Consider the following 15,140-nt stretch of genomic DNA (forward strand, 5'->3'; position numbering starts at 1 on the left):
TTAATATGTAAAATAATGGTATACATTCAAAAAAGAAAGCTCTTTAATCACATTTTAATACTTGGATTTAAAAGCGATTTTTCAAATGACAATAACAACATTTGAACGTTGCTTTTATGTTCATGTACGTTGTTAATCTTCGCTCAATTTTCCGTCAAGGCTTCTTAAAGTAATCAATCTGAAGAATAACAACTGGTCTGATTGGTTATTTTAACAAGATACTATTGCATGGAAGGAGGGGTAACTGTGGCAAAGCCAGATAACCGCGCAGATAATGAAATTCATCTCCGTCAGAATATTGAAAACACGAAAGCTAATATGCAAGAGGCTGAACAGTATTTAAATGAGTTTGCAGATGAAATCTCCGCTTCTGAAAAGCATATGATCGAAGAAAAAAATGAACGCAGAAGACATAGCATCGAAGGCTTTAAAGAAGAATTAAAGGATGAGGCAGGACAATAGCTGATTCGTTTAATAAGGATATGACCTAGGGCCCGGCCCTCTCCTTTTTTTCACTAATTGCTGAAAAAATAGCAGCCCGAACCTTGTTCTTCAAGGTTTCGAGCTGCCATTTTCGTTTTTTATAATGAGTTCAATTGTTAAGCAGCCTCACCTAACTGGCTTGATGCTTTCGATTTCCTGAAAGATACGAATGTATAGATGATCAATGCAAACCAAATAAACGAGAAGCTAACCAGTTGCCCCTCTGTGAAGGCCTCGTCAAATACAAAAATAGCGAGCAACAGGCTTGTTGTTGGCGCAATATATTGAATGAATCCTACCATTGAAAGCGGCAGCCTTTCGGCTGCTCTTGCAAACCAAAATAAGGGAAGTGCGGTAAAAGCGCCGGATAGCAGCAATAGAACCATAGAGCCTCCAGATAAAGAAAAGACTGCCGCACTGCCATCCGCATGGATGAACGTTATATAGATCATTGCAATTGGAACGACGATCATCGTTTCCCAGGTCAGACCTAAGAGAACATCTAATTGGGCAACCTTTTTGGCTAAACCATATAATGCAAATGATACCGCAAGAACAATAGCAATCCAAGGCACATGACCATATTGAATTGCCATTAATAAGACACCAATTCCAGCGATAATAATGGCAGCCCATTGCCCCACTCGAAGCTTTTCCTTCAAGAACACAACAGCAAATACTACGCTTATTAACGGATTCATATAATAACCTAGGCTTGTCTCAATGACATTGCCACTATTTACTGCCCAAATAAATATTAGCCAATTGCAGCTAATAAAAATGGAGCATAGTAAAACGGCCAGTCTGTTTTTACGTTCTTTAACGACGCTTATGAGAGATTTCCAGCGCTTGGCCGCTGTAACAAGCACGGCAACGAAAACGAAAGACCACAAAATACGATGGGCTAATATTTCACCTGCTGGCATCGTATCAAACAATCGCCAGTATAGGGGCAGCAGTCCCCAGGATAAGTAAGCTAAAAAACCGTAAATAATACCCTTCTTCATAAAAAAACTCCTCTAGCTGATTCTCTTAAGACCATCAGAAGATTATATAACAGCATACATAGCATTGTAAAATGCAAAAAAAAGGCATGTCTAAGCTTTGTCATCTATGGACAATAATTGATACAGCTTTATTAAACTCTCCTACTTTGCAATTGGAGTTCATTATTGCGAAGGCTTTGGAGATATCGGTTGGAGAGTTGGCGAATCCCTTCTCCATGTCCTCTAATTGATACTCTTTTATTTATCTCTTTATCCTACTTAAAACAAAAAAAGAGAGCTTCTAAAGCTCTCCTCTATAGGTTGGCTGTATGAACTCTTGAGAGGGCTGTTCCACTGGCAGTTCATAATATTGCTGCTGAACCGAAGATTGAATTTGATCTTGGTACGGCACTGTCTGATGTGCAGATTGATAAGGTTCATCTACATACAGGATTCTGCGTTGAATTTGCATAAGCCCGTTCACTACGCGAAGCGCAATCCAGTAAAGCACAGCGCCCACTCCTACGTACAGCAGATATTGTTGATTATAGGTCCAATCGATATGAAAATAACTGAAAAAGCTATTTTCCAAAATATCAAGCTGTAATTCATTCATTAAAATAATGTGCACAGCAGGAAGTGCAATACATGCAAGCGCAAGAGAGAGCACAGTTACCGTAATGACAAAAAATACGATGCTGGTTACAAATCGCAGTAATACGAGTAGAAGATTTCGAATGAATAGCCCACCATCAAAGCCTCTCACCATTCGCATAAACCAGGTCTGTCCAGATTGAGACTGTTGATTTCCAGTATATGAAGCAGCAGGAGCAGCTGGTAAACCTAATATTTGTCGTATCATGCTTTGTTCGAAATTCACAATCCCATTTAATAGCTTAGCTACTCCAAAAAACAGAGGTATTCCGATAAATATCGGAGTTAAACCGATCGATAGAGTAAGTCCTGTTATCGCTACTGTAAAATAAATAATCCCTAGCGGTAAAGATAGAAGAAAATAGAGAATTGTTGCATAGGTTTTTGGATTAAACAGCACCCAATTCACTTTTCCTGTCGGTGTTTTGGCATTTGCTTCAGTTGCCATCATTGTTTAACACTTCCTTTGGATTCATAAGCTCACGCTCTACGTTATAAATCCATTATAACGGTATGATTTATTTGTCATAACCGTCTTAGGAACAGTCCGAACCCAGCCTTTAGCCTAGGATCAATCCGAAAAGTGGAAACGAAACGCTGTTAAAAAAGCACTTGCTCTATAATCAAATATGAGCAAGTGCCGCAAAACTATCTATATTTCACTTGTGATTTCTTGATTTTTATATCTCCGTTACAATATTGAATGTACGGAACAATCAGCTCAGGACATTTAAACTTGGGACCTAATATAATAGATGAATATTCAATTCCCTTATTGTTATCCAACTCTACATATAATTTCGGAGCCAACTCTACAGTCTCATCTAATTTTATCTTCTCAGAGGTTTGGGGTACATATACTAGTAATCTCGCTTCTTGCTCATGATCATAATCATTGGACTTGAACAGAAATCGAATCTGATCTAGGCACTCTATAATATACAATTTCATCTGCTCTCTTAAGTCGCTGTTATCATTTTGTGAAATTAGCTCATCTAACTCGGCAATAACAGATTGTATTTGATTCAGGTTTTCCTTTATCTTATCGTTTTCTTCATTTGGATTATTATCAAAATAATAAACTTTATAGGGGATATATCTGTATGAAGCTGGAAGGTCACGTTTTGCTTTATATAATTTATCTTTCCCATCAGGGATTTCAATATCATTCATAACGATGTTATGGTACAGTTCATTGTCAACGTAATCAAAGTTTTCCTTCTTTAATTCCAAACAACATCCTTGCCCATCGTCACCATATTGAGACCACATTGGTAGCTTGTCTATATAAGTTGTCATACTAAATAAATATACATTACTGCTCTTGTATTCAAACTCATTGGAACCTATTAAGCTATCACAGCATTCTTTTAATAGAGTGTTTCCTCCGAACGATTTGAAAAACTCCAACAGCTTCGTACCTTCAGAAGGATCATTCATATACGTTGCATTAGAAAGACGTATCTTTGGAGTTTTTTCCTTCTCAGTTGCATTCACAGCTTTATCTGGCTTGATCAAATGCCGAATTGTAGCAGCTTTAGTATAGTGCGCTAATGTTATATCATCATCTCTTTTAACGGATAATTCATTCATTATTTGAGCTGTTAAGTAATGTAAGTTAGCTATTTTAGGGTGGAAGTCAGGATATTTTTCAAATGATCGTAGTACTTTTTGAATCCTATAGTATATTGAATCAGTTGAAAGTTCCTTTAGACGGCTAAGCACATTCGCCAATGATTCAAATTTAACCTTTTTATAGAATATATTTAATATCCTAGATATTTCTTCAGAATTCCAATTATTTTTATTAATTCCTTCTACAATTATATCCACTGTTTCCTTATGTCTCTCCACATCTTCATAACGCCATTCTTTAAAATGAATAAACACTAGTGTTTCATACAAATCTGCTACTGATCTATCTAGTCTAATAGCATGATGCAAGGTTTCGATGGCTTTAGCAATGTCTTTTTTTCTATAATAGCTCACTCCTAATAAGTAATGATATTTTACTTTATTAGGGAATAGTTCAATTGCTTTTGTGGCAAAGTTAATGGCCTCTATATAGACACCTTTCTCATAGTAACTAACAGCAAGTGAATAAAGATACTTCGCACTCTTGGGAGATAACTGTACTGCTTGCTTTTTACTTTCTATTGCTTTGTCATATTCACCTTTCTCATGGTAACTTACACCAAGTGAATAGTGATACTCCGTATTCTTGGGCGACAACTCTACCGCTTGCTTTGCGAATTTTATCGCTTCATCATGTTCACCTTTCTCATGGTAACTACTACTTATTGAGTCATGATACTTTGCATTCTCGGGCGATAACGCTATCGCTTGCTTTTTACTTTCTATCGCGTTGTCATATTCACCTTTGTTATGATAACTTACACCCAGTGAATAGTGATACTTCGAATCCTTGGGAGATAACTCTATCGCTTGTTTTTTACTTTCTATCGCTTTGTCATATTCACCTTTCGCATGGTAACTTACACCCAGTGAATAATGATACTCCGCATCCTTGGGCGATAACTCTACTGCTTGCTTTGCAAATTTTATCGCTTCATCATATTCACCTTTCGCATGGTGACTATTACTTATTGATTCATGATACTTTGCATTCTCGGGCGACAACTCTACTGCTTGCTTTTTACTTTCTATTGCTTTGTCATAATCACCTTTATTATGATAACTTACACCCAGTGAATAGTGATACTTCGCATTCTCGGGTGACAACTCTACTGCTTGCTTTTTATTTTCTATTGCTTTGTCATATTCACCTTTTTCATGGTAACTTACACCAAGTGAATTGTGGTACTCCGCATTCTTGGGCGACAACTCTACTGCTTGCTTTGCGAATTTTATCGCTTCATCATATTCACCTTTCGCATGATAACTATTACTTATTGATTCATGATACTTTGCATTCTCGGGCGACAACTCTACTGCTTGCTTTGCGAATTTTATTGCTTCATCATATTCACCTTTCGCATGGTAACTATTACTTATTGAGTCATGATACTCTGCTTTTTCTGGCGATAACTCTATCGCTTGGTTCTTATTTTCTATCGCGTTGTCATATTCCCCTTTTGCATGGTAACTTACACCTAACGAATAATGATACTCTGCATTCTCGGGTGACAACTCTATCGCTTGCTCTTTACTTTCTATTGCGTTGTCATATTCACCTTTTGTATGGTAACTTACTCCCTCTAAGTAATGTTTTTCCGCTCTCTCGGACGACAATTCTATTTTTGTAGACATTTTTTCCTCCACTGGTTAGTTATGTAACTACTAATAGTTTACATATTTTATCATGAAAATCCAATGTTTATATAGTGGTGATTATTTTTTCAGACAGTTTCTCCTGCATACTAATTCTTTCCATTATAAAAGCCAAGAGGTTTGCGCATGCGCAAATCTCTTGGCTTTATCAATCTTTAACTCGAAGGATACTAATCCAGCATCGTTTTATCTCCGAATTGCGCTTCCCATTTCGCTTTACGCTCGTCGATAATTGCTTGACCGCCTGAGTTCAGGTAATCCTTCATGCCTGAATCAAAGACTTCGTCAAATTTGTCAACAGGTGCTACAACAGCTTTGTTCAAGATCGTATCACGTTTTTCTTTCAATGCTTGACCTTGACCATCTTCTGCCTTTATTTCACCCACATTGACGTTCTGACCGATACGTCCTTGATTCGTTGTAATCTTGTGTGCTACTTCAATCAATCTAGAGTCAACACCAGCATAACCGTTAGCAATTGATTTAACTGTCAATTCAGGATCGCCAAGGTCAAGACCATTACTTGTAATCGTGTAGTCAATGTTTGCTGGAGAGTTCATAATTTTTTCGCCAGTTGCTGCAATTGTCTTCAAGGAACCGTCCTCTAACTTCTCGTGAGTAACGCCTTCCTCTCCAAACTGCAGGAATACGCGATTTTCAAGCTTAGAAATCCAATTCACATAAAGTAGAGAAGCGATTGGTTCTTTGTTCGTTGCTGGGAAGAATATTTTACGGTCAACAGGACCTGATAAGAATTTCTTATAAACACCCGCATCGTTCGGGAATGATTCAATCGCAATGTAAGCTGCATCTGGGCCAACAAGTCGCTGAAGGCTCGCATGAATGCTGTCGTCACCGTTTCGGTATGGATAATCCCAGTTGTGCATAAACGCTCCCACATAACCCATTTTCATAAGATTATCCTCTGTTGTATCTCCAGCAGGATAAAGTGAGAAATCCTTCCAAATAAGACCTTCGTTATACCATTTGTTCAATACTCTAATACCTTCTTTGTAATTAGGGAAGAGGAAACGACGATCATCAAAGCCATTAATGAAGACATCTTTATCTGTTATATCATCAGGCACGAATGATCCAGTCAAATGATCTGCACGCCAGCCCACATCAAAGCTTGTTGAAAATGGAATCATTTTATCAGCATCTGCACCTAGTAGTGTAGAAGCGTTGTCTTTAAATGCTACTAGCATATCCTCAAATTCTTGCAGAGTTGTTGGTGCTGGGATATTAAGTTGCTTTAACCAATCCTCGCGCACAAACGTATTAATACGGTTCAGTATATTTAGCTTAGCTTCCAACGCCCACAAGGTTCCCGTGTTAGGATCTTGGTCCCAATAGATGTTGGTATCCGTTAAATATTCCCACATGTCTGGAAATAGGTCTTTGCTATCTTCTAGATAAGGAGCTAAGTCAAGAACACCGCCCATATTCGCATATGTTTGGATTGTTGGATAAGAGTAAGTGATACTGACATCAGGTGCTTGATTCGCTGCTAGAAGGTTGTTAATGACTTCACCCTCTGTCCAACGTGGTACAGGAACAAAAGTAACTTCTACGTTATGATCACGAAGCATTCCGTCTTTAATATATTGTGTATAGAAGTTATCCTCTGGAGGCGTTCCCCCGTCATTACCACGGTCATAAATCTCTACTGTGATCTTACGAGTTTCCTTGAATCTCAAATTAGAATCTAGACCTAGTGCTTCTAATTTAGCATCGCCGCTTCCTTCAGAGTTGTTAGATACAGCAGGTGTTGTACTATCTGTTGGAGCAGGTGAAGCTGGTTTGTCGTTGGTACATCCTGAAATTACTAGTGCGAACGCAATAATAATCGCCAGAATGGACATCGATTTACGAAATCCCATGTTTGTTCCCCCTCTTTTTCATTTACTATCTTTGAAATAATTTATAAAAATTGACGCAGTCAATTTCTATCACGTAAAAACTAACCTTTAACCGCTCCGATGGTAACACCTGAGATAAAGTATCTCTGTAGCCACGGATATACGAGCAAAATCGGTACAGTGGCAAACATAACTGTCGCGGATTTAATCGTTTCAGACAAGCCCGGACTTGAAAAGCCTTCCTGTGTAGCCACCTCAACACTGGTGATGCTATTAAGTATGTTGTAAAGCAGCAATTGTATAGGAAAGTAGGTTCTATCGTTCATAAACATCAATGCATCAAAGTATCCGTTCCATCGACCTACCGCATAGAAAAGAGCCAGCGTTGCAAGCACAGGAGTAGAAAGTGGTAGATAGATGCTAACAAGTACTCTAAGCGGTCCTGCTCCATCGAGTTCAGCGGATTCTTTTAGACTCTCAGGAATCCCGAAGAAGAAGCTGCGCATGATGATGACATAAAATACACTAATTGAGCCTGGCAGAATCAGTACCAACGGATTATTGAGCAAGTGCAGCTCTTTCAAAAGTAAATAGCTCGGGATTATACCTGCACTAAAATACATCGTAAAGATGATGACTGCCATGATAAGCTTTTTCCCTTTTAGGTTGTCATATACAAGAGGGTAGGCACACATAACCGTCATAAACATCGACCAAATTGTGACGATCAAAGTTAGTATAGCAGTCCATAACAACGACCATGTGTATTTGGAATCTCCTAGAACAGTCATGTAAGCATCGAAATTCAGTCCTTTAGGCAGAAGTAAAACTTCACCTCTAACCAAAGCATCCGCTGAGCTTAAAGACCGTGCCAATATATTCAGTACCGGCAGAAGACAGACTAAAACACACAATACACAAATAAAAGCGATAATCCAGTCTCCGATTCTAGTACCTTTTGATTTAATCATGTTAACAGCCTCCTACCAAATGCCGCGTTCGCCAGATTTTTTTGCCAGAGCATTTGCCGTAAACAAAAAGATGACACCTACGACGGATTGAAATAAACCGACGGCAGTGGTGAGAGAAAATTGCAATCCACGAATACCGTTATTGTATACGAATATGGAAATAACGTCAGAAACTTCTGTGACAAGCGTATTTCTGAGCGCGTAAGGTCTCTCAAAATCACTACCTAAAATGTGACCTAGGCTTAAAATCAGTAAAACAATAATCGTAGGACGAATTCCCGGCAGCGTAATATGCCAAATTTTCCGTAAACGACTCGCTCCATCCACCGCTGAAGCCTCATACAGTTCTGGGTTGATTCCCGCGATGGCTGCTAGATAGATGATGGTATTCCAACCACAGCTTTGCCATATGCCCAGTAAAACATAGGTGACAACCCAATACGCAGGTTCATTCAGAAAAGGAATGGATGCAAAGCCCATCTTGTTTAGCATGATGTTGATAAGCCCATTAGTCGGTGCAAAAAGCTGAAGTGCCATACCAGCAATGATAACCCATGATAAAAAGTGTGGCATGTACACAACGGTTTGGGTGAACTTCTTAAAACGTTTGAAAGCAAGTTCATTTAAAAGAATGGCCAAAATAACAGGTGCAGGAAAGCCAATCAGTAAGTCTAGAAAATTAAGAAGAAGGGTGTTTCTAAGTGCATAAAGAAAGTCACGATTAGAAAATGCCTTAATAAAATATTCGAATCCATGATTGGCTGCCCATTCCATCTGCCAAGGGCTTTGTACAATACTATAGTTTTTGAATGCAATTTGAATGTAGCCCATCGGTATATAACGGAATATAATAAAGAATGCCATCGGCAGAAGCAGCATTGCATACAGGATCCAGTAACGTTTCAGATAGACTAGCGATTTACTCATATTTGTAGTTCCCATACATGTACCGCCTTACATATAAATTTTCTTCTCTTATCATCGTCAATTCCCAATTTTCGATAGAAGAAAGAATTCACTTGATTTCGCCTAAAAACAATTCCATATCTCGTAATTTCCTGTTGATTCAAGCAGCACCTCCATCATAGATTGGCGTCCATGTTCATCTGTTTCACACGTGATCCAACATTACTTACGGATCAGCTCTTTAGTAGTGAGCTCCGGATTTCACGCCATTCTCTCAAAGGCATACAGCTTGCACTGTACAAGGGTGTTGCCTGCCAAAATCAATCACGTTATCACCCGTTCTTGTAAACGCTGTCATAACGTTGATTTCTTGACTAGCCAAACCTTCAACTGATTCACTTTATCAACTTCAGCTGTCAAACTTTTACACGTAACAGTTAGGTCGAACTAGTTGATTTCTGGCTCGCGTGACCCGTGAAGTAGCTTTACCAATAAATTAAAGCGCTTTCATAAGCTACAAACTAAAGAGGGTAATTTAATATTTTTTTCACATTGCTTTTATCGTGCCGGACCTTATAAAGGGGGCAAAACACTTGCTTTCTGTAATATAAATTTAGCATTGAACATACCTTTCGACAATAGACTGAATATAGTTAACGAGGGCTAATTAAAGATTATTTTTTTCTTAAAAGGTCCTTTCATACTACTCTGGTTGAATTCTAAGACATTGTGATGGCGAGTATCCTTTAATCATTTTAAATTGCTTTCGAAAGTGTGACAGATCTCTGTACCCGCAGCGCTCAGCAGCCTCACTTACGTTGCATTCGCCGTTTTGCAGCATGTCCTGTGCATGGTTAATTCTCGTTTGCGCCAAGTATTGATTGACCAGCATTCCCGTCTCACTTTTAAATAATGCCCCAAAGTATACGGTATTGAGCCCTACCAGATTGGCAATCTCTTTAACAGACACATTGCTCGCGTAGTTTTCAGAGATATAGCTGATGGCCTTTTTCACCCGATAGTCAATGCTTGTAGGGTCTTTTTTTAAGAGAATCAGCTCAAATAATCTGTGAATAATGACAAGCAGCAGACCTCTAGTTTTTATGAGATACCCGGTTTCCTTACGTCCCCAGGCATTGGATAGTTCACGAAAGAGCCCGACGAGGTCGCTTTTAATCCCAATGTGCGTCAGCAAAGGAAGAGGAAGGTCGGCTGCAATTTGTCCGTTCATTTCATAGAGTTTGAAGTTAGCAGAGTACAAGTTCATAAGGTCATCGACGATGCAGTGGGCCTTACGAATACTTCCAGATGGTATGCACAGAAGATCACCGCGCTTTACCTCGTATTGTACGCCATTAATGATATAGATTCCCCTCCCTTCTGTAATATAAGTAATGTCATAAAATGAGATTTCAGTTTCAGCAATTTCCCATGTTGGTGTGCATTTTCGATAGATTAAGTAGCCGATATCAGGAACTAGAAAATCGTTAATTTCCACTGACAAATTGATCTCCCCCCTATTATCACCTGTAATTTACACCCTACTACTATAATTAATCCTTATTGTTGTTAATGTCAACATATTGGATAAAATGGGGAAATTTTAAATATATGAGGGATATGAACTAGGATTCAATCGTTCACATCTGTACTTGTCAGACGGAAAATAACCGCCCTAACGGGCGGTTAGATAAGGGAATGTTCCTGTTATACATCTATAAACTCCAAGTATACTTACGACGTTTCTTGAGCGATCGCTTTCGTTTCTTGAACGGTGCCAAATGGATGATGAGGCGGCGCGTAGATCACATAAACTTTAAGAGGGCGATTACCTGTATTGATTATATTGTGCCACTTGCCTGCAGGTACCATAATCGCATAGTCCTCGTATGCCATCACTTGAAAATCTAAGTTGTCTCTACGATCACCCATTTGCACAAGTCCCTCACCTTCTTCAATCCGTATGAATTGGTCAGTTGTCGGATGAACCTCCAAGCCTATGTCATCACCAACATTAATACTCATTAACGTTACTTGAAAATACTTACCTGTCCATAAAGCAGTACGGTAATTGTTGTTTTGCTTGGATGCCTGGGCTATATTCACAACAAATGGTCTTGTTCCATAATCCTGTAATGTAATGTTTCCATATTGATTATAGTTGCGATTGTCCCAGTTGAAACAGTGGGAATTCCAATCGTTATACCAATAGCATTGCATGGGATTTTGCCAATGATTCATATAAGTTGAATTTGGATACATACACATGCTCCTCTTAGCGATTTTTTATTGACCATTTATCCTATGCAGCTGCCTAGTTACAGGTAAGTAAAATGGGTGAAAGCCCAGTAGTTTACAAAAGGAATGTACTTCATAACTATCGTGTTACCTTTATAAAAGTTTAACTAATCTTTATTTTCTTGCTGAACTCTTTTCTTAATTCTACTTAGTGATTCCGCAGTCATCCCGAGATAACTAGCCAATTGATGCTGAGGTACCCGATTAATTAGAGTAGGACGTTTTATTAATAATGCCTTAAAGCGTTCTTCAGGCGGTGAAGCGATAAAAGCAGCATACTCCTCTTTTAAGTAGTTAAAATTCTCCTCAATCATCATGCGAGTCATTAATTCCAGTTGAGGGTATTTGTTATACATGTCTTTTTCCGTATTAAGTTCTCCAACAACCATAACTGAATCTTCAGTGCATGTGTAGGTGTATGGTGAAGACTTATCTTGTTTGTAATGATTGAATAAAGCAATAGCTTGCTCTTCAGTATAGAAATTTGATGTAACCTCTTTACCTTCCTCATTAATCGAGTACTGCCTTACACACCCCTTCAGAATGAAAAAGCACTTTGTAGGGACATCTCCTTGTTCAAAGAGTGACGTCCCTTTTTTAAACTCACCTATGTGAATTTCATTAATGATAGCTTGTTGTTCTTCTTCGTTAAGACTAGTTAAACTTGACATATACTTATATAAAATATCTTTCATTAGTGCTATTCACCTTCTTATTAATTTTCTTATCCTCACATTTTACGATTAAGTAACTTGTACGTGTACTGCTCTTCATTTCGTATAATAGCAAATTCCAAGCTCACAAAGTACTCTAGTGAATTTTTTATTTATATTTAGCCAAGTTATTGACTTAAGTCAATGCATGGGTACAAATCCTCTCGTTATACTGTAAGCATGGTTCTTAGTAACTTAGTTTTTATGTCGTAAAATTCTTTTTCCTAACCACTTCCCACTGTCTCAAAACTATGTTGTAAATGTCTATTTTAATAAATTTATTAGGAGGAAAACCCATGAGATCCATGGTTCAACTCTCGTATGGTCCACCAGAAGTGATTATTCTTCAAGACATTGTAAAACCATCCCCCGGCAGTAAAGATATTCTCATACGCATTCATGCTTCTACAGTGGGGCCGTCTGATTGCGCATTTCGCAAGGGTGATCCATTTATGATAAAACTGATATACGGGCTGTTCAGACCGAAATTTGCAATAGGAGGAACTGAATTAGCTGGAGTTATCGAATCGGTTGGCGAAGAAATTCAACATTTAAAGCCAGGTGACCGTGTATTGGGAATGAGCGTCAAGAACTTTGGGGCTTATGCCGAGTATAAATGCCTTCCTGAAGAGAGCCCTCTTGCTCTTATTCCAGAAGATTTATCCTTTGAGGAAGCTGTAGGTGTCTGTGACGGTGGAGCCACAGCGCTGACGTTTTTAAGAGATAAAGCAAATTTGCGGAAAGGACAAAAAGTGCTAATTAATGGTGCCTCGGGCGCTGTCGGTATCTACGCTGTACAATTAGCCAAGTACTATGGCGCTGAAGTAACCGGCGTTTGCTCAGGCAGTAACGAAAGTTTAGTAAAAAAAGCAGGAGCAGACTTCGTTGTCGATTATAACCGGGAAGACTTTACAAAGACAAATAAAGCCTATGATGTTGTTTTTGATGCTGTAGGAAAAAGCTCCTTCTCGGCATGCAAGCGTGTTCTTACATCCAAGGGAGTCTATCTGACTACTGCGGTCAAATTCTCTGTGCTGTTGCAGATGATATGGACATCTTCGCTAAAGGGAAAGCGAGTTGTTTTTGCAACAGCTGGACTTCTGCAGAATAGTGCTAATTTATCATTTCTCATGGAACTCGCTAAAAATAGGGCATTGAACGCCGTAATCGATCGTAGATATCCTTTAGAACAATTACCGGTTGCCCAAAAATATGTTGAGACCGAGCGTAAAAAAGGAAACGTTATTATTACATTCTAAAATAGCCGCTATATTCATAGGCGATGCTTTTATACGATTCTGCTAATAAAAGGGAGATAGTTCCCACACTTTTGTTATCCATAGCTTACCCTCCTTATGAATGAGTTCTGCAATTCTGGTAGCGTTGTTCGAAGAGCCTTATCTTATGAGCCTTGCAAATTTTGTACACTTTAAAGTCTTTGGATATGTGTATTAGTAAATGAAGAATTTTGATATTTCAAACCAGCACCTATTGCTCTATCCATACAAATATGAGCTATCCAGATGATCGATACTAAAAGTAGATGACTGTTCAAAAAATATAAGTACCCTAATGCTAAAAGAAGAGGAAAAATAAATGTGTGTCCGAGATTATAAACAATCGCACCTATTTTCTTACTCATCACGTAACCAAGCATTGTGAGATCAGGAACGAACAAAAGAACAAAAAACAACCAAATCGGAAAATTGAGCTTCATGTATACAAAAATTAAAAATGCAAAGGCAATGGCATATTCAACATGAACCATTTTTTTTATCGTCATTATGATTCTCTCCTTGTTTAGGTTTATCTCAAAGTATAAATAATTGTTGAGTTTCCTTTATCGATTTAGATCTATTATTTGTTTGAAAATTCATATAGTCCCCTTTTCAGTGAAATTATATCATTGGAGTAAAGTCCAGAGTCAATTGCTTTATTTCAATGATTTTTTAGAACAAATTACCATTTTCTGCGAACACATTACGTCGACCGCACTCCTATATTCCACTGGGTTGCGGTCGACGAGTTTCTCTTATGATTCCATGCCTTAAGTGGCTGCCAGCCTGGGAGCCACTCAAGGCATGGCTGCATTCATTATGCTGTATGAGCAACTGCGCTTATTTCAACTAGCTGCTCAGGAAACGCCAGCGCTGATACGCCAATGAGACTGCCTGCAGGACGGTGCTCTCCCATATATTCTCTAAACAACCGGATGCAAGGCTCGAAATGCTCCTTCACATCTGTAAGGTAAATCTCAACATAAGCGAGGTTTGACTTCGTGACGCCGAACCCCGCAAGTACGCGATCTAGATTTTCAAGCGTCTGCCTGGTCTGAGCCTCGATGTCTCCCGCGCCCACGAAATTGCTCTGCATATCGTGAGAAAATTGACCCGAGACATAAATTGTTCCGTTAATCGAATACCCTTGGGATATACCGCTCCCATCCTCCCATGCAACACCGTGGTCAAATGTTTTTACTATACTCATTTTTGTTCTCCTTTCGTTCATAGTATGGTTAGTATAAAATGGTAGCAAACAAAATAGTAGTACGCACTTTAATGAAAGGTACTACCAGAAAGGATAGTGACAACATATGGGTATGGCTGAATACAGGGGTAAAGTGAAGCGGCTTCAAGACACTCCCTTCGGTTATACACTGTCCGTCATTGGCGGCAAGTGGAAAATGGTTATTATTTACCTTCTGGCTGAGAACGAGCCAGTTAGATTTAACGATCTGAAGAGACAAGTCGGAGCGATTACGTATAAAATGCTGAGTTCACAGCTTAAGGAACTGGAACGGGATGGGATGGTCGAACGGAAAGAATATCCTCAAATCCCCCCAAAAGTTGAGTACCGACTTACAGATAAAGCGAAAACTCTGCTCCCCATTCTTGAAGGGTTATGTGAATGGGGAGCACGTCACCAGTCTCCCGCTTCTGGTGTTATAAAAGAAGACGTATGACACAGGCTATCAAT

The 15,140-nt window shown here is 38.8% G+C and carries 14 protein-coding genes; 3 read left to right on the forward strand and 11 right to left on the reverse strand.

Annotated elements, in window-relative coordinates:
- Nucleotides 1-246 precede the first annotated feature (246 nt).
- Nucleotides 247-462 carry a small acid-soluble spore protein Tlp gene (gene tlp, locus ACFP56_RS08525; protein WP_379233344.1) on the forward strand — a complete coding sequence of 72 codons (216 nt, stop codon included), beginning with the start codon at nucleotides 247-249 and terminating at the stop codon, nucleotides 460-462.
- 137 nt (nucleotides 463-599) lie between these two features.
- On the opposite strand, the gene rarD is transcribed toward tlp, so the two are convergent.
- The 9 genes from rarD to ACFP56_RS08570 form a co-directional block, all read right to left on the reverse strand.
- Nucleotides 600-1,490, reverse strand: a complete 891-nt coding sequence (gene rarD / locus ACFP56_RS08530; protein WP_379233346.1) for an EamA family transporter RarD — start codon at nucleotides 1,488-1,490, stop codon at nucleotides 600-602.
- Nucleotides 1,491-1,770: 280 nt separating this feature from the next.
- Nucleotides 1,771-2,574 carry a sensor domain-containing protein gene (locus tag ACFP56_RS08535; RefSeq protein WP_379233349.1) on the reverse strand — a complete coding sequence of 268 codons (804 nt, stop codon included), beginning with the start codon at nucleotides 2,572-2,574 and terminating at the stop codon, nucleotides 1,771-1,773.
- Nucleotides 2,575-2,771: 197 nt separating this feature from the next.
- Nucleotides 2,772-5,393 (reverse strand): tetratricopeptide repeat protein, encoded by a 2,622-nt coding sequence (locus ACFP56_RS08540; protein ID WP_379233351.1) that lies wholly within the window; start codon nucleotides 5,391-5,393, stop codon nucleotides 2,772-2,774.
- Between the two features lie 191 nt (nucleotides 5,394-5,584).
- A complete protein-coding gene (locus ACFP56_RS08545; protein WP_379233353.1) occupies nucleotides 5,585-7,297 on the reverse strand; it encodes a hypothetical protein in 1,713 nt (570 codons plus the stop codon).
- An 80-nt stretch (nucleotides 7,298-7,377) separates the two neighbouring features.
- The gene (locus ACFP56_RS08550) at nucleotides 7,378-8,247 is read right to left on the reverse strand and encodes a carbohydrate ABC transporter permease (protein WP_379233355.1); all 870 of its coding nucleotides are present in this window, start codon (nucleotides 8,245-8,247) and stop codon (nucleotides 7,378-7,380) included.
- A 12-nt stretch (nucleotides 8,248-8,259) separates the two neighbouring features.
- A complete protein-coding gene (locus tag ACFP56_RS08555; protein WP_379233357.1) occupies nucleotides 8,260-9,189 on the reverse strand; it encodes an ABC transporter permease in 930 nt (309 codons plus the stop codon).
- A gap of 667 nt (nucleotides 9,190-9,856) precedes the next feature.
- On the reverse strand, nucleotides 9,857-10,651 hold the full coding sequence (locus ACFP56_RS08560) for an AraC family transcriptional regulator (protein WP_379234638.1): 795 nt from the start codon (nucleotides 10,649-10,651) through the stop codon (nucleotides 9,857-9,859).
- Nucleotides 10,652-10,887: 236 nt separating this feature from the next.
- Nucleotides 10,888-11,415: a cupin domain-containing protein gene (locus tag ACFP56_RS08565; protein ID WP_379233359.1), complete on the reverse strand. Its 528-nt coding sequence runs from the start codon at nucleotides 11,413-11,415 to the stop codon at nucleotides 10,888-10,890.
- 143 nt (nucleotides 11,416-11,558) lie between these two features.
- Nucleotides 11,559-12,146 (reverse strand): Crp/Fnr family transcriptional regulator, encoded by a 588-nt coding sequence (locus ACFP56_RS08570; protein ID WP_379233361.1) that lies wholly within the window; start codon nucleotides 12,144-12,146, stop codon nucleotides 11,559-11,561.
- A gap of 314 nt (nucleotides 12,147-12,460) precedes the next feature.
- Between ACFP56_RS08570 and ACFP56_RS08575 the strand changes: the two genes are divergently transcribed.
- Nucleotides 12,461-13,423: an NAD(P)-dependent alcohol dehydrogenase gene (locus ACFP56_RS08575; RefSeq protein WP_379233364.1), complete on the forward strand. Its 963-nt coding sequence runs from the start codon at nucleotides 12,461-12,463 to the stop codon at nucleotides 13,421-13,423.
- Nucleotides 13,424-13,593: 170 nt separating this feature from the next.
- Here the strand turns inward: ACFP56_RS08575 and ACFP56_RS08580 are convergent, their stop codons facing one another.
- A complete protein-coding gene (locus tag ACFP56_RS08580; protein WP_379233366.1) occupies nucleotides 13,594-13,947 on the reverse strand; it encodes a DUF4260 domain-containing protein in 354 nt (117 codons plus the stop codon).
- A gap of 311 nt (nucleotides 13,948-14,258) precedes the next feature.
- Nucleotides 14,259-14,651: a RidA family protein gene (locus ACFP56_RS08585; RefSeq protein ID WP_379233368.1), complete on the reverse strand. Its 393-nt coding sequence runs from the start codon at nucleotides 14,649-14,651 to the stop codon at nucleotides 14,259-14,261.
- Between the two features lie 106 nt (nucleotides 14,652-14,757).
- Here ACFP56_RS08585 and ACFP56_RS08590 point away from each other — a divergent pair, with 106 nt between their 5' ends.
- A complete protein-coding gene (locus ACFP56_RS08590) occupies nucleotides 14,758-15,126 on the forward strand; it encodes a winged helix-turn-helix transcriptional regulator (protein ID WP_379233370.1) in 369 nt (122 codons plus the stop codon).
- The last annotated feature ends 14 nt before the right edge of the window (nucleotides 15,127-15,140 follow it).

The organism is Paenibacillus septentrionalis, assembly GCF_042659865.1.
GTDB lineage: Bacteria > Bacillota > Bacilli > Paenibacillales > Paenibacillaceae > Pristimantibacillus > Pristimantibacillus septentrionalis.

Excerpts from the sequence above, each read along its gene's own strand:
- rarD (WP_379233346.1), bottom strand. The coding sequence starts at position 1,490 with ATGAAGAAGGGTATTATTTACGGTTTTTTAGCTTACTTATCCTGGGGA.
- ACFP56_RS08535 (WP_379233349.1), bottom strand. The coding sequence starts at position 2,574 with ATGATGGCAACTGAAGCAAATGCCAAAACACCGACAGGAAAAGTGAAT.
- ACFP56_RS08540 (WP_379233351.1), bottom strand. The coding sequence starts at position 5,393 with ATGTCTACAAAAATAGAATTGTCGTCCGAGAGAGCGGAAAAACATTAC.
- ACFP56_RS08545 (WP_379233353.1), bottom strand. The coding sequence starts at position 7,297 with ATGGGATTTCGTAAATCGATGTCCATTCTGGCGATTATTATTGCGTTC.
- ACFP56_RS08550 (WP_379233355.1), bottom strand. The coding sequence starts at position 8,247 with ATGATTAAATCAAAAGGTACTAGAATCGGAGACTGGATTATCGCTTTT.
- ACFP56_RS08555 (WP_379233357.1), bottom strand. The coding sequence starts at position 9,189 with ATGGGAACTACAAATATGAGTAAATCGCTAGTCTATCTGAAACGTTAC.
- ACFP56_RS08565 (WP_379233359.1), bottom strand. The coding sequence starts at position 11,415 with ATGTATCCAAATTCAACTTATATGAATCATTGGCAAAATCCCATGCAA.
- ACFP56_RS08570 (WP_379233361.1), bottom strand. The coding sequence starts at position 12,146 with ATGAAAGATATTTTATATAAGTATATGTCAAGTTTAACTAGTCTTAAC.
- ACFP56_RS08575 (WP_379233364.1), top strand. The coding sequence starts at position 12,461 with ATGAGATCCATGGTTCAACTCTCGTATGGTCCACCAGAAGTGATTATT.
- ACFP56_RS08580 (WP_379233366.1), bottom strand. The coding sequence starts at position 13,947 with ATGACGATAAAAAAAATGGTTCATGTTGAATATGCCATTGCCTTTGCA.
- ACFP56_RS08585 (WP_379233368.1), bottom strand. The coding sequence starts at position 14,651 with ATGAGTATAGTAAAAACATTTGACCACGGTGTTGCATGGGAGGATGGG.
- ACFP56_RS08590 (WP_379233370.1), top strand. The coding sequence starts at position 14,758 with ATGGGTATGGCTGAATACAGGGGTAAAGTGAAGCGGCTTCAAGACACT.